The following is a 21662-nucleotide window of genomic DNA, read 5'->3' as shown; positions in this document are numbered from 1 at the left end:
CTGTTGTCGGGTTGGCGTTAGACACTGCCTGCATTTGATATATCCAGCCCTTAGCACCCATGCCAGACTGCATATTCAAAATAAGAATATTAAAAATCTCTTTTATGCTTTTTGGTAAATTAAGAATGCACTAAAATGGTGCCCTTTCTGAGCCAGGCCGCTGGGCGCCTGGCGCCGTGTTAGGCCTAAGATAGGGATGTCACCATGAGTGAGCCAGTAAGTGATCAAGAAGAGGCGCACTTCAAGCGCAGTATGCAGACGCGCCATTTGGTGATGCTCTCGTTGGGGGGCGTGATTGGCACCGGGCTGTTTTTGAGTTCCGGTTATACCGTGCAGCAGGCCGGGCCTATTGGGGCAGTGTTGGCCTATCTGATAGGTGGCATTGTTGCTTGGCTGGTGATGATGTGCCTGGGCGAGCTGGCGGTGCATATGCCAAATTCAGGCGCCTTCAGCGCGCATGCCAGCCGCTATATCGGCCCCGGCACCGGCTACATGGTGGCCTGGATGTACTGGCTCACCTGGACGGTGGCGCTAGGTTCAGAGTTCACCGCGGCGGCGGTGTTCATGGGGCGCTGGTTTCCCGACATCCCCGGCTGGTACTGGAGCGGCATGTTTGCGGCGATTGTTTTTGGCGTGAATGCGTTTACCTCACGCTTCTTTGCCGAGTCTGAGTTCTGGCTTTCACTGATCAAAGTGATTGCGGTGGTGGTGTTTGTGCTGGTGGGCGCCGTGGCGATCATTGGCTGGGTACCGCTGCATGATTCCGCTGGCGCTGAGGTCGCCTCACCGGGGCTATCGGCACTGTGGGGAGAGGGTGCCATGCCGCCCAACCTGATGGCCATTGGTACCGCCTTACTGGCAGTGATGTTTGCCTTTTCCGGCACCGAGCTGATTGGCATTGCCGCCGGAGAAACGGTAGACCCGGCCCGCAATGTACCCAAAGCCATCCGCGCGACCCTGTGGCGATTGATCCTGTTTTTCGTCGGCACCATCGTCGTGATTGCGGCGCTGCTACCTCAGGATCAAGCCGGGCTCAGTCAAAGCCCCTTTGTGGCCGTATTCCACCGCCTTGGCGTGCCGGGCGCAGCCGATATCATGAATTTTGTGATCATTACCGCGCTGCTTTCGGCGGCGAATTCCGGGCTTTATGCCTCGTCGCGCATGCTATGGACGCTCGCTGACCAAGGCACCTTGCCCAAGTCGCTTGGCCGCCTCAACAAGCGTGGCATTCCGATGAATGCCCTGCTACTCAGCATGGTCGGCGGCCTGGGCGCGCTGTTCTCCAGCGTGTATGCCCCTGAAACTGTCTATCTGGTGCTGGTCTCGATTTCCGGTTTGGCCGTGGTGGTGGTCTGGATGGCGATTGCGCTCAGCCAGTTTAACTTCCGCCGCCACTACCTGCGTGAAGGCGGGCAGCTGAACGATCTGGTTTATCGCACGCCGTTCTACCCCTGGGTGCCGATGATTGCGTTTGCAGCCTGTCTGGCCGCGTGCATTGGCATTGCCTTCGACCCGCATCAACGCGTGGCGCTCTATTTCGGTGTGCCTTTCATTGGCCTGTGCTACCTGGTGCACTATGTGCGCCACCGCTCGGCCTCCCAACGTTCTGAACCTTCGCACAACGCCGTTGAGGAAAACACCGTATGAATGAGTTTAATCCGATCAAAGCCCTGTTGGCCGACGTGCCCTTTATGGTTATCGACGGCGCCATGGCCACCGAGCTGGAAGCGCTAGGCTGTGACCTCAATGACGCCCTCTGGTCGGCGCGCTTGTTGGCGCAAGCCCCGGAGAAGATTCGTCAGGTGCATCAGGCCTACTTCGAAGCCGGTGCCGACTGTGCGATTACCGCCAGCTATCAGGCCACGGTGCCGGGTTTTATGCAGGCGGGAATGACGGCAGAAGAGGCGCGGGCGTTGATTCAGTTATCGGTCACGCTGGCGCAGCAAGCGCGGGATACGGTCTGGCAGCCCGGCCAAACCGACCGCCCCAAACCGCTGGTAGCCGCATCCGTTGGCCCTTATGGCGCGTATCTGGCGGATGGCAGTGAATACCGAGGCGGCTATGACCTGGATCGCGACGGGCTGGTTGAGTTTCACCGTGAGCGCTTTGAACTCTTGCTGGCGGCGGGCGCGGATCTACTGGCTGCTGAGACCCTGCCTTCATTGGAGGAAGCGCTGGCGATCACCGATTTGTTGGCTGAAAACCCCGGCGCCCAGGCCTGGATCACCTTCTCGGCGAAGGATGGCCAGCACATCAGCGATGGCACGCCGATCGAGCAGTGTGCGGCAGCCCTGGCCAACTGCCCAGGCGTTGCGGCAATCGGCGTGAACTGTACGGCGTTGGCCCACATTGAATCGCTGATTCAGGCGATCCGGCGTCAGTGCGATCTGCCTATATTGGTCTACCCCAACTCAGGGGAAGTGTACGACGCGGTAACCAAAACCTGGCACCCAGCCCAATGCGATCATACCGCTGCGGATATTTCCGGGCTGGCACAAGGGGTGGAGCAATGGCTGGCAGCAGGTGCGTCAGGCATTGGCGGATGCTGCCGGACGACACCAGAGGATATTCAGGTGCTGGCTCAGTGGCGGAGGTCGCGGCAGATTGTTTAGGCCTAATGTTGAGTCTCTGCCCGTAACTTTTTTACCTCTTCGACGGGCAGCTCTTCGATATCCGCGATCATCTGATCATCCATTTCGGTGCGAGCGATCAGCTTACGGGCCGTGTTGCGTTTGCTTTCCAAAGCAAGCTTCTCGGCTTCTTGACGGCCTTTTTCAATACCCAGTTGCTCCCCTGCCCGACGCTCTTTTTGCACCAGGTTTTCTAAATTTTCTGCCAACATATCTTTATCCTCCACCAAACTGTTGAGCTGATCTAGGTTCACCTCTGCTCCAAGCCGTTGCAGGTGACGCTTGATCCAACGTGTAATGACCTTATCAATGCGCTCTTTGTTCGGATCCGTTTGAATGATGGCCACTATACGATCAACGGCTCGCTGCAGGGTTTCCCAGCTCTCTCCTGCATTTTCGACGCTGAAAACGCCACTGAGCGGTGTCTGAACCAAACCTAGCTGTTCATCAGTATAGCGCCCTTCATCGACCAGGTAATAGCATAGGTGGGGCTGATAAATCTGCAGAAAGTCGGGCGGTTCCGGGGTGATCATCTCGAAGATGTCTAGCGGTGCCGTACCGCCCGATGGCGGACTGAAGGGGAATATCGATTTGATTTGCTTATAGCTTCATCCTCGCAAGGCTTGGAGCCTTCAGGAATCCTGGTACGATCCAGAAGTCTAGTTGCATTTAATTCTCTCCAAAGCGTATAAAAGAGCGTGTATGTGGGGGGCTAAGGGGGAACTCTCATGACTGACATAATAAAGATTGCACGTAAAACTAATTTAGATACAACGCTATTGCGTACGTTGGTAGCGATAAGCGACTATGGAGGATTCTCGGAAGCTGCGCAGGCCTTACACTTAACTCAATCGGCTGTTTCTCACCATGTGCGTCGGCTTGAGGAACAGCTTGGTAATACTTTTTTTGAGACCTATGGGCGTCGAAAACGTTTTACTGAGGCAGGCGAGCTCTTTCTATGGTACGCACGGCAAATTCTTGCCCTTAACGACGAAGCTTTCAATAAGCTCGGGCAGCGCAGTGAGGTAGCAAAAGAGATTCGTTTAGGAGTGTCGGAATATTTTGCACAAGATTATCTTCCAATCATGTTGGCCTCCATGCGTTTTGAGAAAGAGGGCGTTCGTATTATTCCTCAACTAGGACGCTCAACTGTACTGCAACATAAGCTCATTAATGGCCTGCTTGATATGGTCATCGCTGTCGATATTACAGAGAGACCGCATTTGAATGTGCAAGAAGGAGTCCAGTTGGTAGACCGACGTCTTTTCTGGGTAGGTGCATCAGACTTTTTGCTTGAGTCCTGCAATGAAATTCCTCTTGTTGCATTTGCTCCCCCTTGTATACTACGAGACTTGCAAATCAATGAGCTAAAACAAAGTCAACTGCCTTGGCGCATAGTTTACGAGGCGCGTGATTTAGGGGATCTGCTCGCAGCGGTCAAGGCTGGCCTGGGTGTGAGCGCTTTACCTTTTACCCCTTCGCAGTATGGGCTCTCCTCACCAATAAATTTGCAACAACTCCCCGCACTGCCGGATGTACGAATCAGCATTAAAACCGCGACTACTGTTGAGTTCAATCAACTTGAATGGCTGATTCAGCTGATTCGTCGCTGTTGGTCTTTGCCAGAGCAGATCGCAGAAAACATGTCGTATTAAATGTTACTACTTCCTAAGCAGATGAAGCTTTTCTGTGTCCTCTCTTACTACGCTATACGGCATCCCGAGTCTGAGATAGAGCTGCAATGGCAATTTGTTCCACGATATGACCTGCACGCTCACTTGTATGGCGGGCATTGACATCCATTGCGTTAGTGAAGAAATAGGTTCCAGTCGTTAGGCTGCCCAAGGCGAAGAGATGTCTCTGTGGTAATCCAGATGAGGAGAGGAGTGCTCCTGTTTTAAAGTCAGTACGGAATCCGCCAAAAGGGTCTGCAGTCGCAAGCTTGCGTTTAAGAAGATTCTGAATTAAAGCTACCTCGCTTTCACCCACAGAGAGATTGTATCCAGTGGCGTTAATAAAGTAACGAGAGCGAACCCTCATCTCATGATTCCAAGCATTGTCGATAAGTTCTATGTTGTAGCAGTTTTCTGCTTCATCATAGCCAACGCGCTGAATGCCGCAATGAATATTTAGCTGTCCAGTTTCCATTAGTTTTTGCAAGCGTCGGGCGTTTTCGAGTGGGAAGGAGACCCGGTAGGCTAGGAAGAGGTCACGGTATTCACAATAGAACTTTCTTTTATCTTCCTTGCGTAGATTGTGCCAGATCAGATCAATGACACTATTGAGTGAGTAAGCTATGGACTGCCAGAGTCTTGGTACTTGCGTAGCCTTAGAAATTTCCTGACAAAGGTAGTCATAGGCAGTAGTTCCTTCAGAAAGAATTTCCTGGATATCAATTCCCCGACCTCCTACTGCAAGTAATTCTTGGTTGAGGAGATGCCATACATCCTCTAGAGTTATGCCGTCGTGAGTTTTTGCGAGTGCCATGATTGCTGATTCGGTTAAATAGCGGGGCTTATGCTTTGGGTTCTGTGTCCCTCTGACGCTTGGGAAACGACCACGCCGCGAAACGCAAATGATTTTACCTCTATGCCCATGCTCCGTTAACGAAATAATAGTGTCGATTGCGCTTAGATTGGTACCAGCGATGCAGACTGGTTGATCCTTATCAATTTGCTCCGCGATAACGTAGCCTGGATAAGGGCTATTGAAGTATGAAGATCGTTGATGGTGTGCCTTGAATTTTGTTGAGGGGAGGTTCCCGCAGCAAAGAAGCAAATAATCAGCCTTGATTCGCTTATCGTTGTCGGTGATTACTAAGTAGCCTTCTTCGGTTGGTACAATGTCTGATGCCTCACAGTGGAGTCGAGTAAAAGGTATGCGATATTGCCAAGCAAGTGTGCGACTGTCTTCAAAAAGATTTTGCATGTAAAGCCCAAAAAGAGGGCGAGGTAAGTAGGCACTGGGATGAACGTAGAGGTGGGGGTATTGTTGCCGCCATAGTTCTTCGTTCTGGTATAGCCAGTTGATAAAATGGGAAGATTGAATCGCCCCGGGTTTCGTAGACACCTCTAGGCCTTATACTAAAGGCATCTAGGAGGATCCATGAACCGTCCCCGTTACACTGAAGAATTCAAAATCGAAGCCGTTAAACAGGTGGTAGAGCGCGGCCATCGCGTTGCCGAAGTCGCTGAGCGGTTAGGCGTGTCAGGCCACAGCTTGTACCACTGGATCAAGCGCTACGATAAGCCGGTAGAACAACGACAAGAAGATGATGATCTCCACGCTGAAAACCGTCGTTTGAAGGCTGAACTAAAGCGCGTGTCAGAAGAGCGAGATATATTAAAAAAGGCCACCGCGTACTTCGCCAGGGAGTCCGACTGAGGTACGCGTTTATTCAAAACCATGCGAGCCAATATCCGATACGGCGTTTGTGCCGCATGATGGCCGTGCATCCTAGCGGCTACTACGCATGGTGCAAAAAAGTACTGTCTAATCGAGACCGGGATGATCAGCGTCTCTTGGGATTGGTCAAGCATGCGTGGCTTGAAAGCGGCGGTGTATATGGTTATCGCAAGGTCTACCAGGATTTGCGTGAGGCTGGCGAAGCCTGCGGTAAGCACCGAGTGGCCCGCCTGATGCGTAGGGAAGGTTTACGCTCCCAGACGGGCTACCGACGACGCCCTGGCTGCTATGGCGGTGGAAAACCGGCTGTTGTATCACCTAACCATTTAGACCGTCAGTTTGAAGTAACAGCGCCAAATGTTGCTTGGGTGACGGATATCACGTACATCCGAACATACGAAGGCTGGCTTTACTTAGCGGTGGTTATCGACCTGTTTTCTCGTCAAGTGGTTGGCTGGTCGATGAAGTCTCGTATGACCTCGGAATTAGTGCTGGATGCTTTGTTATCGGCAGTCTGGCGACGCAAGCCGCAAGGATCGGTGATGGTGCATTCGGATCAAGGAAGCCAGTTCAGCAGTGGAGACTGGCAAAGCTTTCTGAAAGCTAATCAGTTGGTGGGCAGCATGAGTCGACGTGGTAACTGTCATGACAACGCCGTTGCTGAAAGCTTCTTTCAACTCCTCAAGCGAGAGCGAATCAAGCGACAGATTTATTCGACACGCGAAGCGGCTAGACGTGACGTGTTCAATTACATTGAAATGTTCTATAACCCAAAGCGCCGACACGGGACAAGTGATAACTTATCACCGGTTGAGTATGAAAGGCGTTACTTTAAGAGCCTAACGGGTGTCTAGAATACTCGGGGCGATTCAGATTGCCCTGCAATTGGAGACATTGTGTCTGCATGAGTGTTTAAGAGAGCGTGTGAGTGATCATTTTGATAAGCCTCTCCAGAGCCCACCTTACTTGAGCGTTCGATAAGAGTTATTTCAAGATAATCGGAAACTCCCATTTTTGCAGCGTGTTGAATAAGCTGATGAAAGGCCGAACCTCCGACCGAACCACCGCCGATAATGACGACTTGTTTACGTTGTTGCATAGCTATTGTCCTTATTGTTAGGAAGCTTTATTTTCTCAAGACTAGTGGAGTACTAGACCGAAGTTGCAGTCACCGCTTGAGTCGTCTCAAAGAGTGCTGCTGGCATTAATTTCAATGTCGATGAGACCTTGATTGGGGTGTCACTTTGATTGAGTATGTCTTGCACGAGATCGATGCCAGGAGCTATTTCAATGAGTAGAAGCTGGCCGCTTTGCCAACGCAGTACACAGCGCTCAGTCACGTAGAGCACCATCCCCTTTTGAGGGGCTGCTGCATGTGCGTTGAAACATATTTTTTCTACATCGACTCGAAACTTCCGAATGCAGCCTTCTTTTAAAATAATCAAACGCCCATTTGCGCAGTGTGTTTCAAGGCCTCCGGCAGTAAACGTGCCGCAAAAAACTAGGTTTCGTGCTGCCTCAGCGATATTAACGAAGCCGCCAACACCGTTGATGCGCTTACCCAACTTTGCAACATTGACATGCCCTCCTGCACCGACTTCAGCGAAACCCAGGAAGGCGATGTCGATACCACCGCCGTTGTAGAAATCAAATATTGAAGGTTGATCTATTATGGCTTCTGGACTCATCGAGGCGCCAAAAGACATGTCACCTGCTGGGAAACCGCCGATAGCCCCAGATTCAACTGTCAGACCTAAATTTTGCATGCCAGCATCACGTGCTACAGTAGCTATTTTCTCAGGCAGTCCTATTCCTAAATTTACTACTGGTTCATCGAATTTCTCGATTTCCATGAGTGCGCGTTGAGCAATAATCCTCTTCGCTACCGATATTTTTTCAGGCAGGCCTTTATGTGACTCGATAGCTTTTGGTCGTGAAACAAAGTCTGCATTATATTGTGTACCGTAAGTCTGCCAGTGATGGTGCTTTTCGCTTATCACTACAAAATCAATCAGTATACCTGGAACTCTAATATCGTTAAGTGAAAGTTCTTCGGACTCACAAACTTCTTCTACTTGTGCAATCACTATCCCTCCTGAGTTTCGCGCCGCCATCGCCTGGGTTAGGGAATCGTGAAAGCTAGCCTCAGCTTCCATTGACAGATTGCCTCTACTATCGCAACGAGTGCCTCGAATGAAAACGCAGTTAATTGGTAAAGTGGGATAAAGTAGGTATGACTCACCTTCAAGTAGTATCTTGCGAACTAGTGAGGAAGTGTCTTGGCAATCAATCCTACCCCCATCTTGATCGGGATCGATAAAAGTTCCTAAGCCCAATTTTGTTATTACTCCAGGGGCGCCAGCTGCAATTTTACGGTAGAGATGGCTAATTACACCTTGGGGCCAGTTATGAGCTTCAATCTTTCCCGAAAGCGCTAGCGTTCCGAGCATCGGGGTGAGCGCCCAATAGCCGCCAATTACTCGCTTGATTAGACCAGGAATAGCCAGACGATTGAGGCCGCGCTCGCCTTTATCTCCTTGTCCTGCAGCGAAAATTAAAGTTAAGTTTTGTGGGTGTCCTGTTTCTACGAATCGTTTCGCAAGAGCTGCTGTAAGAGCCTCTGGGTGTCCGCAGCTACCGAATCCGCCAGTTGATAGTGTTGTTTCAGAGTTGATTAATTGACTGGCCTGTTCTGCTGTAATAACTTTCATTCTGGTATCTCCCTGAACTTTTCAGCATTTAGCTTCCCGTTGCATTGAGAAATTAAGCTGTCACTAGCACAGCTTTTTTCATATTTTTCGATACGATTATGAGTATCCTCAAGTACCTCAACAGGCTGTTCCCATACCACTAAAAAAATGCAACCTCCAGGGCTTGAGAGACTGTGTATGCTTCCTGGCGGGCAAACTTCTAACGTCCCCTCTGGATGCTCCCCTGTATCGTTTATCAAAGTTCCCTTGAGTACGAAAATAAGTTCATAACCTGGATGAAGATGTGGTTTAACCGTAGCACCAGGTCGATAGCGCATCAGTGCAGCTTTAGGCCCTTCGTTATTGTTATTACGTCCATCGTATAGTTCAAAAATATCAGCATTTGCTCGTCCATCGCGGCGATGCGGTTGCCAATTAAGGTTGTCAAGCGCATCTTGATCGCTGAGCAGATTGGAAAGAATCTTTGCATTTTTCATTTGTTTACCTTTTGTTATCGACTTTCGAGTGATAAAAATTACGCTTACTGATAATACGGTGTAGGTTTCAACATAACCGTATGGATACAACATGAAGAAAACATCACACTTAGCGGTTATTCAGATAAACTCCAAAAGCGGTGATTGCAAAACCAATCATTGCTAGCGGGTGAAGCGTTTCGCCAAGAATCACAAAAGCCATGAGAGCTGTCATTCCAGGTATGAGGTAGAAAAGGCTGGCCACTTTGCTTGCCTCGCCGCGACGAATCATGACGTAAAGTACGCTTATGGCTCCGATCGAGTTCACAAGGCTCATCCAGCTCGTTGCGAATAAGAAAGTGGGCGTGACTTGGAAGTACAGGTCTTCAAGAGTATGGGCTGCAATGAAAGCAAAGGTTGCTGCGACACTCAGTTGAATGAAACCACCCGTACGTAGATCCATGCTTGTACAGAATTTCTTCTGGTAAAGCGTACCTAGCGTGATACCAAGCAGGGCGAAGAGAATCGCGATATATCCCCCGACCGTCGCCTCTCCAAAAGAGAACTTTTCTGAAACCACCAGCACAACGCCTACTAGACCAATCAGAAGCCCAATCCATTGATGTGACTTTATGCGTTCAGATAGAAAAACACTGGCACCAAGTGCAACGAAGATGGGCATTGTGCCGACGATGAGCGCCGAAACCCCCGCACTCACGCCGAGATTGATCCCGGTATAGAGCCCCGAGAACTGCATTGCTTGAATCAGCAGCCCGACAACTGCAATGTGGCCAACCTCTTTCCACGTTCTTGGCCACGGTGCGCGTGTTGCAACGGCGACCATGAGTAAAACCAGGGCGGCACTAGCGAAGCGTAGAAAGATCATGGTGTATGGGCCGACAAATGGCAGGGCTGCTTTGCCAGCCACGTAGCCAGAGCTCCACATAACGATGAAAAGCAAAGGCAATCCCAGGGCGGTCACGCCTGAGCGAAAACGAGGTATTGTGGTTGTATTTGATGTCATTGGAATCTCTCCTTAGTGGGTTTGTTACTAAGGAAAGGCTAGCGAGATACAGTGATTATGAATAATGAAGATTTGCTCAGGTATACTTTACGAAACGTAATGAATGAGAGACAGAATTGGCGGCTCATTAACAGCTAATGACCTGTTGCGAGCATCGGGAAAGCGCAGACACAATTTCCAGACGCAGATTTCGGTTTAGCTCGGCGCATTGGAAAATGGCTCCATTTAGAACCACCAAATAAAATCATCGGAAACACCAATCAGCAGGTGCTCAGCGATTTCGGGTTGTTGCATGTCTCTCACTGCCTCAGACGTACGAGCAAATATCTCATTGACTGCGGGAAGATAACGCTCGCCGTCTGTCGGCAAACTAAAGAAGTGACCTGGACGACGTTCAAGCAACTTACAACCTAGTATTTCCTCTAGCCGTTTCAGGTTTTGTGTCATCTCTGGCATTGCTAGTGGGGTGCAGGTCGATATTTGGGGAGTGCTTATGGCAACTGGGGGTATGCTTGCCTTTGCCAGTGGCACCGTGTTCTTCCGCGGTCAAGGCGCAGGCCTGCCCATCTTGCAGGCTAATTTCTGGCAATCCATTGCTGGCGCTGTCGCTCTTCTTCCCATGGCAATGGTATTCGGGCAGCCGCTTGCCGTGCCTTCTACCGCTACGATGATAGCGATTGCACATCTGGTACTTGTCGTCACCATCGGAGGAATGAGCCTCTGGCTAGTGCTGATTCGAATAAGCGGCGCCTCGACGGCATCGAGTTATCACCTTCTTAATCCGTTCTTTGGCGTACTACTCGCTTATCTAATACTAGGGGAGCCGTTGCGCATGGCGGATTTCATTGGGGCAGGGCTGATTGTATTCGGCTTAATTCTTACTACTCAGGCAAGGGCGAGAGTACGGCAGCGTTAGGGCAGTTGTAGTGAATTAGAGAGCAGTGGCAAAAACCTGATACAGGTCATGGCCGCAGCCTAAAGTGTGATGCGGAGAGCATGGGATTCAACGAACTTTGCTGCTAGGCTCATTTTACTAGAGCTAAAAAAGCCGCAGGGAACAACCGAATGCCACAGGCACCTCGCATTGAGCTTCACCCCGTTAGCCAACGCGTGCAGTTGCATGTAGATGGAAAGCTGCTTGCCGACTCCACACAAGCCCTCGAACTCCAAGAAATCAGCTACCCGCCGCGCCACTACTTCCCACGTGAAGACGTGAGGATAGATTTGCTTACCACTTCAGAAACGACGACTTACTGCCCATTTAAAGGCAAGGCGGTGTATTTCTCGCTGGGCGACAACAAAGATATCGCCTGGAGCTATGAGCAGCCGATTGAAGGGATGGAGGAGATTGCGGGCAGGGTGGCGTTCGAATAGAAATGATGCAATTAAATTATTCACGAACCTGTTTTGTCGAATTCTCGATCTTAAAGTTAAAAGCTTTTTATTTATGTTTGCTTTCTGTAATTGAGTAGTAAAGTCCATTGTTGTTAAAGTGTTATAATATTTATATTATTTCTTGCAGGGGGTTAAATGCTTAGCCAATCTTTCACATCTAAAAATTTACGAGTTATCTACGATAAAGAGAATCGAAAAGGGGACTATATTGAAAAAGGTTTTCCGGCTGAAGTGAAAGAGTATTCTTTGATTATAAAACGACTTCGTCGTGTTAGGAGTAATTTGAATAAAAGAAAGGAAAAGTATTCAGAGGAAGTTTTTAATGACCGTTTCCATAAGTTGAAAGAGTCAATCAAGGAGAACGATTCTAAACGTGATGAGGTAATTGATTCACATTTGGAAAAGATATCCCAGGCAATTGCCAAGAGAACTTTCAAAATAAGCATTGAAAGAAATAACTCGCCCCATCATCATAAAGAAACTTATAGGATCAACAGCAAATTAGAATCTTTTTTTGCAGAAAAGAAAATACAGCAAAATATTAAATCTACATATAATGTAAAGCAGGCTAATAGAGATATTGTTATATCACAGTTGAAGTCTGTTCTTGATGATGCTTTTCCAAAGCAAATAATTAAAACCGATATTTCTGGGTTCTATGAAAGCATTGATAGTGATATTTTAAAAAGCAAAATAAATAGCAATCCTAAGCTTTCATTAGCTTCTAGGAAAATTATTTCACAGATATTAAATCAGTATAGATCTATCACTGGCAGTAGTAAAGGAATTCCAAGAGGAATTGGTATAAGTGCTTATTTGTCAGAGTTATATATGAGTGAGTTTGATGAAAAAATTAAATCCATGCCTGGAGTTGTATATTATACAAGATATGTAGATGATATTATTGCTGTTTTTACTCCTTCTGATTTGTTTACTGCTGACGATAGGGAGAGAGAAATTGCTGAGCTAATGTTAGATATTGGTCTTTCATTAAATAAAAATAAAACGAAAATAATTAATTACAACAAGGGGGTGAGTTATAATATAGAATATTTAGGATACATAATTCGACAACATGGAGGTAAACTAGGTATCTGCGCAAGTGAAAGAAAAGTAGATAAGTACAAAAATAGGTTAAACACAGCTTTTGATAAGTATAGTAAAAGCTATGGATCAGATAATGATAAGAAATTGTTGTTAGCTAGAGTTAGAATGCTTACTGGAAACACTAAGCTAACAAATAATAAAGGTGGGGCGTTTGTTGGTATCTACCATTCCAATAAATGGGTTGATAACCTTGAGTTCTTAGATCAACTTGATCATTGTTTGAATATAAGAGCTTTAGATTTGAACTGTGATACCTTGAAGAGAAAAGTCATGAAGTTTTCTTTCAAAAGAGGTTTTTTGAATAAAGAGTTTAGGAAGTTCTCTACTCAAGACTTGAAAAAAATCACTCGGGTTTGGAATCAATAATATGAAAAAAAAGGTAAAATTAACTACCAATAAAGAAAGGGCTGTAATCTCTGATGTATTACCTTATGAAATACCCTTAACTTTTTCAAATCGCTATTTTTATGATTTTTTAAAAGAAAATAGTGTCGAATATAAGGAAGGTGGGTTTGAATGGTATCCAACTTCAAGTGGAGCACATTTGGCGATACAGCTCTTATTAGGAATTGAAGAGCCGAATATTGAAGGGTTTGAAAAAAAAGAAAAAAATAAATTGAAATTTCAAAAAGGGCTTACTACAACTATTCCATTTACTTATGGAATTACCCATAAGATGGATGAATTAAGGGTTTTATCTTTTGCGCACCCCAGGAACCAAATTAGGCTAGTGTCCTTTTACGATAATTATAAAGATTTATTAATTTACCATTGCCAGAAAAGTAAGTTTAGTCTTCGTGCTCCTTACAAGCCTGCCCGTCTTATCAATTGGGAGTCTAGGAATAAGCTTGCAAAAAATGAGGATTATGAGCCATCTGGTTTGATCGAAGAATACAAAAAAGAATATAGCAGTCTGAAATCTTTTTTTGTTTATAAAAAGTACAGCAATATATTTAAATTTTTTGAATCCGTTGAATATCATCAGTGCGAAAAAAAGTACAATAACTTAGCCAGATTAGATATTTCAAAGTGTTTTGATAGCATTTATACACACTCAATTGCTTGGTCAGTTTTTGGGAAGGAAACTGTAAAAGATGTTATGGCTGGAACTATCAAAGGAGGATCCTTAAAGGGGTGCTTTCCTGAGGAATTTGATGAACTAATGCGTTCGGAAAACTATGGTGAAACTAACGGTATTCTAATTGGCCCAGAAACATCAAGAATATTCGCAGAAATAATCCTTCAGAATATAGATAAAAATGTTTATGAAGAACTAGATTTTCAGGGTATTTTTTATGGAGTAGATTATGAGATCTTTAGATATGTAGATGATTACTTTGTTTTTTACAATAAGGAAGATATATATAAGAAAATACTTAGCCAGCTACAGGCTAGCTTGAAAGAATATAAGCTTAATCTAAACACTGAAAAAGAGAAAATTTACCAAAAGCCTATTATAACAGAAATAACTATAGCAAAAAAACAAATTTCTAACTTGCTTAATGAGAAGTTAAAATATGAGGTAGTCGAAACTGAAGTGCTCCAAGACGACGTTGTTACTAAAGTTAAGCATGGGCATATATTTATCAAGTCTTCACCTTTGATTACAGAATTTAAAAAAATAATTAAAACTAGCGGTGTGGAATACAAAGATATACTTAATTATTCTCTGGCAATTGTTGAAAGCAGATTGAGAAAAATTATCGATAATTTCAAGGAGGTTGATAAAGAAAATAAATCTTCAAAATCACTTTACTATGCCATTATATCAATAATAGAGTTTTCTTTTTTTATATACTCAGTCTCTCCCAGAGTAAATACTACTGTTAAGTTAGTCAGGGTTTTGTACGTTATAATTTCTTTTCTCAGAGAAAAGGATTCTGATAGAGATTATATGGATGCTGCATTCAAGCAAATTTTTGAAAACATCTATTTTATAGCAAATAAAATTAATATTCAGAGGCATACGCAAGTTGAGACTTTATACCTTCTTACAGTGTTGTCTGAGCTAGGTAAAGACTATAGGGTAGAGGAGCAGGTATTAGCAAAATATTTTGGCGGAAAAAAAGATGAAGCCGACAGCTTTTACGTTTTTGATAATAGTTTAAATCTTTTTTCCATTACCGTTGCGTTGTTCTATATTGGGAACAAAAAAAGATATGATTTATTTCGATATTCGATAGAGAGATATATTTTAGATAAGATGAAAGCTAATAAAAGCGTTCTTTCTAAAGATACTGAAAAAACAATTTTGCTTTTCGACTGCTTAGCATGTCCCTATATTCGTGAAAGCTTAAAAAAAGAGTTGTTGTTATTATTTGGCGTAAAAAATGAGGAAGATCAAGAAGCCCTCATAAACCTTCGGACTGAATGGTTTACGACCTGGATTGACTTTGACTTTGGTAAGGAGCTTGACGCTAAACGAAGCTTCGAAGTATATTAAACGTTCCCATGCATCATCCAGCCGCTAATAGCTGTAGGCAGCCCACACACTCGCATGGGGGTTATCGCGGTCCAATGCACGGAGGCGATGACTGGGGTGGTCTGGATGAGCCACCCACCCATAATTGTTTATAATAATTAAATTTTTATAAATGATGATATTAATAAATTTTTTACTAATTTAGATATTTTTTAGTACCGTGTTGTCTTAATCTAGCCCACTCACCCTCATCACCTCCCTTGTCACCGCATCATTCAATATCCCACGCTTAGCTTCGATCACCGTGAGCCAGTCGCGAGCGCGGGTGATGCCGGTGTAGACCAGCTCGCGGGTGAGGATTGGGTTGGGCGTTTGCGGTAGCAGCAGGGCGGTGTGCTGAAACTCCGAGCCTTGTGATTTGTGTACCGTCATCGCGAACACGGTTTCTACCGCGTGCAGGCGGGAAGGCAGCACCCAGTGAATCGGGTTTTCTGCATCACTGGTCGGAAAGGCTACGCGCAGTAATGATTTACTCGGAGTGCGTGGATCAGGCACCGCCATTGTGATGCCGATATCGCCGTTCATCAGTTTCAGGCCGTAGTCGTTTTGGGTGACCAGCACCGGTCGGCCTTCAAACCAGCCTTTTTCTAACGTGTGGTCATTGCCGAACAGCAGCTTCTCGCTGCGCAATGTTTTGGCAATCCGCAGGTTTAAGCCTTCTACTCCCCAGGGGCCTTTGCGTAGCGCGCATAGCAGCTGAAAGCGGCTGTAGGCGTTGAGTACTTGTTTCGCCCAAGAATCGTAAGCGTCGCCGTTCTCTTCAAACGCTAGCGATGTTTCAGGCCGTCCACTCGCCAGGGTATTCAGGTAGTGCTCGTAGCCGGTGGGCGGCGCAATCGGTTCGCCTTTGAAGGTGGTGCGGCCTTCGCCTGCATTGGGAAAACGTTCCGGGCTGCCGGTGATCACCAGGCGCTCCAGGGCGCTGTCTTCGTTTTGCGCGTCAGGCTTCAACACCAGGTGGTGCAAGTCGGCGTAGCCGTTATTCAGTACGCCATGCACGGCTTGGTGTTTATCCCGTTCCCGTAATGCCTCACTGAGCGGCTGGTTAATCGCCTGGGCGAGCTGGCCGATGCCGCTTGTTTCAGTAAAACGGTGGCTTACCCGCAGCATGGTAATGGCTTGGTCTAGCGGCTGGCCGTTGGGGTCGATTAATGCCTCCGGCAGCGGGTGGTCGGTGAGTTCGGCCAGCCACTGCGCCGTGGCGGGGGTGTAGTGGGCGGCGTCGGCGCGGCGGCATAGGTCGCCTAGCACGGCGCCTGCTTCCACGGATGCCAACTGGTCTTTATCCCCCAGCAGTACCAGCTTGGCGCTGGCGGGCAGGGCGCTGAACAGCGCCGTCATCATTTCGATATCCACCATCGAGGCTTCATCCACCACCAGCACATCCAGCGCCAGCGGGTTGGCGGCGTTGTGGCGGAAGTGGCGGGTGTCGGCTCTTGCGCCTATTAGGCGGTGAAGTGTGGTGACTTCAGTTGGGATGGCGGCTTGTAGTTGCTGGGTGCTTGAATCGTCGCGAGCTGAAGCTCCCTCCCACAAGGCGGCAAGTTTCTCTGTGGGTAGCAGTTCCACTTGTCCGGCGATGGATTCATTTAGCCGTGCGGCGGCTTTGCCGGTGGGGGCGGCCAGGCGAATGCGCAGCGGATGGGCGTTGGGTTCTGCTAGCTGCAGGGTTTGCAGCAGGGCCAGCAGGCGCACCACGGTGGTGGTTTTGCCGGTGCCGGGGCCGCCGGTGATGATTGCGAAGGGGCTGCGGGCAGCTAGGGCGCAGGCAGTTTTTTGCCAGTCTATGCTGTTGCTGGCGGGGAATAGGGTATCTAGGGCATCTTTGAGTATTGGGGGGTGACTATCGTCACCCTTCGCCCGCTGAAGCGGCCTCCCACAAGTATTATCAGGCCCAGCAGAATGGTCTTTACTTTGCCTCCCATAGGTTTTATCAGACTCTATGGTGGCTAATCGGGCGGCGATTTCCTGGTGTAGGGTTTGCTCGAACTGCCAGTAGCGGCGTAGGTAGAGTTTGCTGGTGTTGACGCTGTGGCTTACCACCAGGGGCGTATTCCCGGGGCCGTCGCTGATTAGCGTGGAGTGGTGGAGCGCGGCCTGCCACTCGGGCAGCGTTAACTTAGCCAGCACATGGCTGGGTAGCGGCGGCGGGTCGTTCAGATCGTCGCCTTCCGGCGGCAGCGAAAGTGCAAAATCGGGCGCTTCCAGGGTGGCGGCTATATCCAGGCACACATGACCACGGCCAAGCTGGTGGCTGGCCAACGCCGCGCCTAGCAACAGCAGCGGCGGGGCGTTTTGAGTTTCACGGTCGAGAAAGCGCACCAGAGCCAGATCCAGATCCCGCAGCCAGCCACGGGAAACCCAGCGTTCACACAGTAGGAATAGCGCGGCGGTATCGCTTAGCGCGGGGTGCGGCTGGGCGGCACTGGCGGTTGATTCTGTCGGTGGTGTTACCGATGCGGTTGAATCAGGTGCAGCGGGCGGCGCGTCATCGGCGAACAGGTCTAGGTTCATAGATTGTGTGTCTCTATTGCTCATACCACCGCCTCTATGCCTGTTTCTGATACTGCATCTGCTGCTGTGCCTGTAAAGAGCGCATCCAGCGCTTCAATCAGCGCGACTGGCGCGGGCACGGCGTGTACGCCCCGGGCGCTGGTGCGGCTGCCGCGCAGAAATACCGTCATCGAACCGCCCAGATGTTGGTGCGGGTCGTAGTCGGGCAGGCGCGCTTTGAGTAGCCGGTGGAGCGCGAGCATATACAGCGCCGCTTGCAGGTCGTAGCGTTTTTCGAGCATGGCGTTGCGCAGGGCTTCCGCGGTGTAGGCGCTGTCGTCGCTGCCCAGGTAGTTGGATTTCCAGTCGAGCACATAGAAGCGGCCTTCATGCTCAAAGGCGAGGTCGATAAAGCCTTTGAGCATGCCATTGAGGGTGTCGGCATCCAGCGCTGGGCGCGATACCCCAGGCAGTAAGTGGTCACTTACCAGTTCGTCCAGCTTGCGTGTTTGTACCTGATGCGCGGCAAACCAGAACTCCAGCTCCACCTGATAGCTGTCGAGTTCACATAGCGCTACTTGGCTGCCTTCGCTTGGCACTGACGAGGCCTGTGACAGAGATTGGGGCAAGGGAAGCGGCGTGGCGAGCAGTTCTTCTAGCCAGCCTGCCAGGGTGTCGTGCCATGCCTGCCAGCCGCGCAGCTGCACGCGCCGCCGCAGCATATCTTCCCGCGCGGCGGGGTCTTTCAGGGCGCTGTTAAAGCCTAGCTGGCCCGCCCACTCTAAAAGCCCGTGTAGAAAGGTGCCGGGGCCGGGGCCACGCGGGAATCTATGCAAATGAAACGCCTCGGTGTTGATGGCGTTGTCGTGGGGCTCGTCCAGCACTTCCAGGGTGGTGGCTTCCTGGGGCGTGGTGGGTTCCGGCGCGGGCGTTGTCAGCGGAGTGGTGCTAGATCCAGAGACCGCCCCAGAAGTACGCAGCGCCGAGTAGCTGGCGATCCACCACTGTTCCCGGGCGGGGCGCAGCGGGGTGCGGGCGTGGCCCAGTGCCTGCTGTTCCGGTGCCGGGGTGAAGCGCAGCGCGGTGGGTTCCGGGGCGTCACTTAGCGCGATATCGCTGTCCCTTACCAACTCGCCTAGCGCGTGGGTAAAGGCGCTGGGGGCGATGGCTTTGCCGCCGTTGATCAGGTGGCCGATGGCGCTGTTCTCGCTGCCTTTTAGCGGCGCCAGCCCCAGCCAGGTGGCGTGCCGGGCGCGGGTGAGTGCTACGTAGAGTTTGCGCAGGTCTTCGCCAAGGCGTTCGCGGTCGGCGGTGGCCAGCGTTGTTTCATCGGCGCTTAGGCTGAGTTGCAGTGTGCCGTCGCTATCGTGCCAGCGCAGCGGCAGGTCGGTGTCGCTGACTGGGCGGTGGTTGGCGATAAACGGCAGGAACACCAGCGGGTACTCCAGCCCCTTGGATTTGTGAATGGTCACTACCTTGACCAGATCGGCATCGCTCTCCAGGCGCAGTTTGTGGCTGTCGCCGTGGCTATCCGGGTCGGCAATGGCTTCCGCCAGAAAGCGAATCAGCGCGTGTTCGCCATCCAGTTCCTGACTGGCATGCTGCAGCATTTCACCCAGATGGAGCAGGTCGGTTAGCAAACGCTCACCCTCGGCGAACTCGCCCAGCAGCCGTGCGGCGATATCAAAATCGACCATCAATCGGCGCACCAGCGGCAGCACGCCTTGGCGCTGCCAGAGGCGGTGGTAGTCGCTGAACTGCTCGACCCGCGCTTCCCAGGCCAGCTCGCTTTGATTGAGGTGGTCAAGCTCCTCAAGGCTTAGTCCAATTACCGACGTTGCCAGGGCGGCGCGCAGCTTGGCTTCCGCCTGGCGTGAGTTGGCCTGGGGCTCGGCGCAGGCGCGCAGCCAAATGGCTAGCTGCGGGGCAATGGGGGAGCTGAACACCTTGTCGTGATCGGAAAGATACACGCTCTTGATGCCCCGGCTGGCCAGCGCCAGCCGAATCGCCCGGGCTTCCTGCAGGCCGTTGACCAGAACGGCCATGTCCGAGGGGGCCAGCGGAGTGAGTCCGTTATCGCCAATGTCATCAGCCGCCTTAGCAAAGCCCGCCTGCTGTTGGCGGCCTGCTTCCAAGAGCATGGCCATATGCGAGGCGCAGCGCTCGGCCATCTCGGTTTGGTAGGCGGTTTTGGAGAGCGGCTCTTCGCTTTCCAGTGGCCACAGGGTCATCGCTGCTAGTGGTTTGCCGTTGAGTACCAGCGTATCTTTGGTGCCTTTGGCGTTGACGGGGTTGAACGGCAGCGGGTTGTCGCCGCCATCGGCACGGAACAGGAAGGCGCCGGCATCATGCTGGTCAGCGTAGCTGAAGCAGTGGTTGACCGCTGCCACCATGGCACTGCTGGAGCGAAAGTTGGTGCCCAGCGTGACGTGGCGGCCATCGGTGTCTTGGCGGGCCTGCAGGTAGGTGAAGATATCCGCACCGCGAAAGGCGTAGATCGCCTGCTTGGGGTCGCCAATCAGCAGAATGGCGCTGTCGCGGCGGGGCGTTGCAACGTCATACACGGCGTTGAAGATGCGGTACTGGATCGGGTCGGTATCCTGGAACTCGTCGATCAGTGCCACGGGGAACTGGCGCTGGATCTGCGCGGCCAGGGCCTCTTTGTTGGGGCCTTGCAGGGCGCGATCCAGATGGGTGAGCAGGTCGTTGGGGCCCATCTCGGCGCGGCGTTCCTGCTCGCGTTCCAGCCGTGCGCGGCACCACTGCACGGCGTGAATCAGCAGGTCGTTGCGCGGCTCGGGCAGGGCATCCAGCGCCGCCGGTAGCAGTGCCAGCGCTTCCCAGGCTTGCGGGCAGGGCGGTGCGCCGTCTTTCCAGATATCCGCCATGCCGTCGGGCGTCATGCGTTTCCAGGCTGCGTCGGTGAGCGCGGGGCGGTCGGCATCCGTTTCGCACCACTCGCGCAGTGCGCCTAGCCAGTTGGCGCGGCTTTTGGCGTTGAAGCTCTGGCCCTTGAAGGCTTTGCGCGTGGCGGCGTCTTCCAGGGCGGGCACCAGTTCATCCAGCCAGGCAGCCCAGGGGGCTTTGAGTTCGTTGAGCTGGGCGGTGCGTTCGGCCTGGGTGGCGGCCAGGGTTTTGCTGGGCTCGGGCTTTTCGTCGCCTAGCGCTTCGCTTTCGGGCAGTAGCCTTTGCAGCGGGGCGTGCAGGTCGTCCGGTGATTTCCAGTAGCGGGTAACAATGCCGAGGGCGTCGCTGTCCAGCGGGTAGTAGAAGCTGCGCCAGTAGTCGCGCACCACTTCCTGTTCCAGTTCGCGCTGGTCGTTTTCCAGGTTGAGGGAGAACAGGCTGCCGCTGTCGAAGGCGTGTTCGCGCAGCATGCGGTAGCACCAGCTGTGGATGGTGGAAACCGCAGCTTCGTCCATCCATTCAGCGGCCAGAGCCAAGCGCCGCGAACAGGCGGGCCAGGTGGCGGGGTCGTATTGGTCGCGGAGTTGGAGGAGTAGCGGATCAGCCGTTTGCTCGGCAGCAGGCCGACGCGAGGGCGCCGTGAACCCGTCCATGGGGGCTACTTTTGCCATCTGACCGCCATGGATGGCGGGAATGCCGGAATCGTCGGGAACATTTTCCGGCCCTGTTGAATGACCTCCACTACGGCTTGCCCCCGGCGCCCCTCCTTCTTCGTCCTCAGCTCGAAATACTTCTGCTGCTTCTACCAACCGGTTGCGGATGCGTTCGCGTAGCTCTTGGGTGGCGGCGTTGGTGAAGGTAACGACCAAGATTTCCGGCGGGGTGAGCGGGCGTACAAACGCCGTGTCGTCGTCAACGCTGTGGCCGCCGAGTACCAACCGCACATAGAGCAGCGCGATGGTGAAGGTTTTACCGGTGCCAGCGCTGGCCTCTATCAGTCGGCTGCCGTGGAGCGGGAGGCTCAATGGGTTGAGGGGGGCGGGCTGGCTCATG

Annotated in this window: 17 protein-coding genes; 8 read left to right on the top strand and 9 right to left on the bottom strand. The window is 50.8% G+C overall.

Annotated features, from left to right (window positions below; all coding sequences use genetic code 11):
- Positions 1 to 204 precede the first annotated feature (204 nt).
- Together SR894_RS13590 and mmuM are read left to right on the top strand one after the other, a co-directional pair.
- Entirely contained in the window at positions 205 to 1647 is a 1443-nt protein-coding gene (locus tag SR894_RS13590; protein ID WP_133730134.1) for an amino acid permease, read from the top strand.
- The gene (mmuM, locus tag SR894_RS13585) at positions 1644 to 2612 is read left to right on the top strand and encodes a homocysteine S-methyltransferase (protein WP_223288589.1); all 969 of its coding nucleotides are present in this window, start codon (positions 1644 to 1646) and stop codon (positions 2610 to 2612) included. The genes SR894_RS13590 and mmuM overlap by 4 nt, the downstream gene beginning before the upstream one ends.
- Positions 2613 to 2614: 2 nt before the next feature.
- Here mmuM and SR894_RS13580 read toward each other — a convergent pair whose 3' ends face one another.
- Positions 2615 to 3163, bottom strand: a complete 549-nt coding sequence (locus SR894_RS13580; protein WP_133730136.1) for an RpnC/YadD family protein — start codon at positions 3161 to 3163, stop codon at positions 2615 to 2617.
- Positions 3164 to 3358: 195 nt separating this feature from the next.
- On the opposite strand from SR894_RS13580, the gene SR894_RS13575 reads away from it, so the two are divergent.
- Positions 3359 to 4285: a LysR family transcriptional regulator gene (locus SR894_RS13575; RefSeq protein ID WP_133730137.1), complete on the top strand. Its 927-nt coding sequence runs from the start codon at positions 3359 to 3361 to the stop codon at positions 4283 to 4285.
- A gap of 52 nt (positions 4286 to 4337) precedes the next feature.
- Here SR894_RS13575 and SR894_RS13570 read toward each other — a convergent pair whose 3' ends face one another.
- Positions 4338 to 5699, bottom strand: coding sequence for an FAD/NAD(P)-binding protein (locus SR894_RS13570; RefSeq protein WP_223288588.1), 1362 nt, complete (start codon positions 5697 to 5699; stop codon positions 4338 to 4340).
- Positions 5700 to 5735: 36 nt separating this feature from the next.
- Here SR894_RS13570 and SR894_RS13565 point away from each other — a divergent pair.
- Positions 5736 to 6889, top strand: a protein-coding gene (locus tag SR894_RS13565; protein ID WP_223289246.1) for an IS3 family transposase whose coding sequence is annotated in 2 segments (ribosomal slippage) — positions 5736 to 5973 and positions 5973 to 6889 — 1155 coding nt in all. Because the reading frame shifts where the segments join, the coding sequence is not laid out codon by codon here.
- Here SR894_RS13565 and SR894_RS13560 read toward each other — a convergent pair.
- From SR894_RS13560 to SR894_RS13540, 5 genes are all read right to left on the bottom strand, one after another.
- Complete coding sequence (locus tag SR894_RS13560; RefSeq protein ID WP_223288863.1) at positions 6886 to 7134, bottom strand: FAD/NAD(P)-binding protein; 249 nt, start codon at positions 7132 to 7134, stop codon at positions 6886 to 6888. The genes SR894_RS13565 and SR894_RS13560 overlap by 4 nt on opposite strands.
- A gap of 52 nt (positions 7135 to 7186) precedes the next feature.
- Positions 7187 to 8746, bottom strand: a complete 1560-nt coding sequence (locus tag SR894_RS13555; protein ID WP_133730139.1) for an acyl CoA:acetate/3-ketoacid CoA transferase — start codon at positions 8744 to 8746, stop codon at positions 7187 to 7189.
- On the bottom strand, positions 8743 to 9222 hold the full coding sequence (locus tag SR894_RS13550) for a cupin domain-containing protein (protein ID WP_166650316.1): 480 nt from the start codon (positions 9220 to 9222) through the stop codon (positions 8743 to 8745). Before SR894_RS13550 ends, SR894_RS13555 begins: the two co-directional genes overlap by 4 nt.
- Before the next feature lie 109 nt (positions 9223 to 9331).
- Positions 9332 to 10225: a DMT family transporter gene (locus tag SR894_RS13545; protein WP_133730141.1), complete on the bottom strand. Its 894-nt coding sequence runs from the start codon at positions 10223 to 10225 to the stop codon at positions 9332 to 9334.
- 225 nt (positions 10226 to 10450) lie between these two features.
- The gene (locus tag SR894_RS13540; protein WP_133730142.1) at positions 10451 to 10672 is read right to left on the bottom strand and encodes a LysR family transcriptional regulator; all 222 of its coding nucleotides are present in this window, start codon (positions 10670 to 10672) and stop codon (positions 10451 to 10453) included.
- Between the two features lie 46 nt (positions 10673 to 10718).
- On the opposite strand from SR894_RS13540, the gene SR894_RS13535 reads away from it, so the two are divergent.
- From SR894_RS13535 to drt3b, 4 genes are all read left to right on the top strand, one after another.
- On the top strand, positions 10719 to 11141 hold the full coding sequence (locus SR894_RS13535) for a DMT family transporter (RefSeq protein ID WP_244286471.1): 423 nt from the start codon (positions 10719 to 10721) through the stop codon (positions 11139 to 11141).
- Positions 11142 to 11290: 149 nt separating this feature from the next.
- Positions 11291 to 11599: a DUF427 domain-containing protein gene (locus tag SR894_RS13530; RefSeq protein WP_133730143.1), complete on the top strand. Its 309-nt coding sequence runs from the start codon at positions 11291 to 11293 to the stop codon at positions 11597 to 11599.
- A 156-nt stretch (positions 11600 to 11755) separates the two neighbouring features.
- Complete coding sequence (drt3a, locus tag SR894_RS13525) at positions 11756 to 13093, top strand: antiviral reverse transcriptase Drt3a (RefSeq protein WP_133730144.1); 1338 nt, start codon at positions 11756 to 11758, stop codon at positions 13091 to 13093.
- Between the two features lies 1 nt (position 13094).
- The gene (gene drt3b, locus SR894_RS13520; protein WP_133730145.1) at positions 13095 to 15170 is read left to right on the top strand and encodes an antiviral reverse transcriptase Drt3b; all 2076 of its coding nucleotides are present in this window, start codon (positions 13095 to 13097) and stop codon (positions 15168 to 15170) included.
- 207 nt (positions 15171 to 15377) lie between these two features.
- Here the strand turns inward: drt3b and recD are convergent, their stop codons facing one another.
- Both recD and recB read right to left on the bottom strand, forming a co-directional pair.
- The gene (recD, locus tag SR894_RS13515; protein ID WP_223288864.1) at positions 15378 to 17723 is read right to left on the bottom strand and encodes an exodeoxyribonuclease V subunit alpha; all 2346 of its coding nucleotides are present in this window, start codon (positions 17721 to 17723) and stop codon (positions 15378 to 15380) included.
- Between the two features lie 20 nt (positions 17724 to 17743).
- Complete coding sequence (recB, locus tag SR894_RS13510) at positions 17744 to 21661, bottom strand: exodeoxyribonuclease V subunit beta (RefSeq protein WP_133730146.1); 3918 nt, start codon at positions 21659 to 21661, stop codon at positions 17744 to 17746.
- Position 21662: the final 1 nt, after the last annotated feature.

This window comes from Vreelandella neptunia, assembly GCF_034479615.1.
GTDB lineage: Bacteria > Pseudomonadota > Gammaproteobacteria > Pseudomonadales > Halomonadaceae > Vreelandella > Vreelandella neptunia.
This window is presented reverse-complemented; position numbering and strand designations above follow the sequence as displayed.

Coding starts and splice junctions, on each gene's coding strand:
- SR894_RS13580 (WP_133730136.1), bottom strand. CDS start 3,163: ATGATCACCCCGGAACCGCCCGACTTTCTGCAGATTTATCAGCCCCAC.
- SR894_RS13530 (WP_133730143.1), top strand. CDS start 11,291: ATGCCACAGGCACCTCGCATTGAGCTTCACCCCGTTAGCCAACGCGTG.
- drt3a (WP_133730144.1), top strand. CDS start 11,756: ATGCTTAGCCAATCTTTCACATCTAAAAATTTACGAGTTATCTACGAT.
- SR894_RS13590 (WP_133730134.1), top strand. CDS start 205: ATGAGTGAGCCAGTAAGTGATCAAGAAGAGGCGCACTTCAAGCGCAGT.
- recB (WP_133730146.1), bottom strand. CDS start 21,661: ATGAGCCAGCCCGCCCCCCTCAACCCATTGAGCCTCCCGCTCCACGGC.
- SR894_RS13560 (WP_223288863.1), bottom strand. CDS start 7,134: ATGCAACAACGTAAACAAGTCGTCATTATCGGCGGTGGTTCGGTCGGA.
- SR894_RS13535 (WP_244286471.1), top strand. CDS start 10,719: ATGGCAACTGGGGGTATGCTTGCCTTTGCCAGTGGCACCGTGTTCTTC.
- SR894_RS13545 (WP_133730141.1), bottom strand. CDS start 10,225: ATGACATCAAATACAACCACAATACCTCGTTTTCGCTCAGGCGTGACC.
- SR894_RS13575 (WP_133730137.1), top strand. CDS start 3,359: ATGACTGACATAATAAAGATTGCACGTAAAACTAATTTAGATACAACG.
- SR894_RS13555 (WP_133730139.1), bottom strand. CDS start 8,746: ATGAAAGTTATTACAGCAGAACAGGCCAGTCAATTAATCAACTCTGAA.
- mmuM (WP_223288589.1), top strand. CDS start 1,644: ATGAATGAGTTTAATCCGATCAAAGCCCTGTTGGCCGACGTGCCCTTT.
- SR894_RS13550 (WP_166650316.1), bottom strand. CDS start 9,222: ATGAAAAATGCAAAGATTCTTTCCAATCTGCTCAGCGATCAAGATGCG.
- recD (WP_223288864.1), bottom strand. CDS start 17,723: ATGAACCTAGACCTGTTCGCCGATGACGCGCCGCCCGCTGCACCTGAT.
- drt3b (WP_133730145.1), top strand. CDS start 13,095: ATGAAAAAAAAGGTAAAATTAACTACCAATAAAGAAAGGGCTGTAATC.
- SR894_RS13540 (WP_133730142.1), bottom strand. CDS start 10,672: ATGACACAAAACCTGAAACGGCTAGAGGAAATACTAGGTTGTAAGTTG.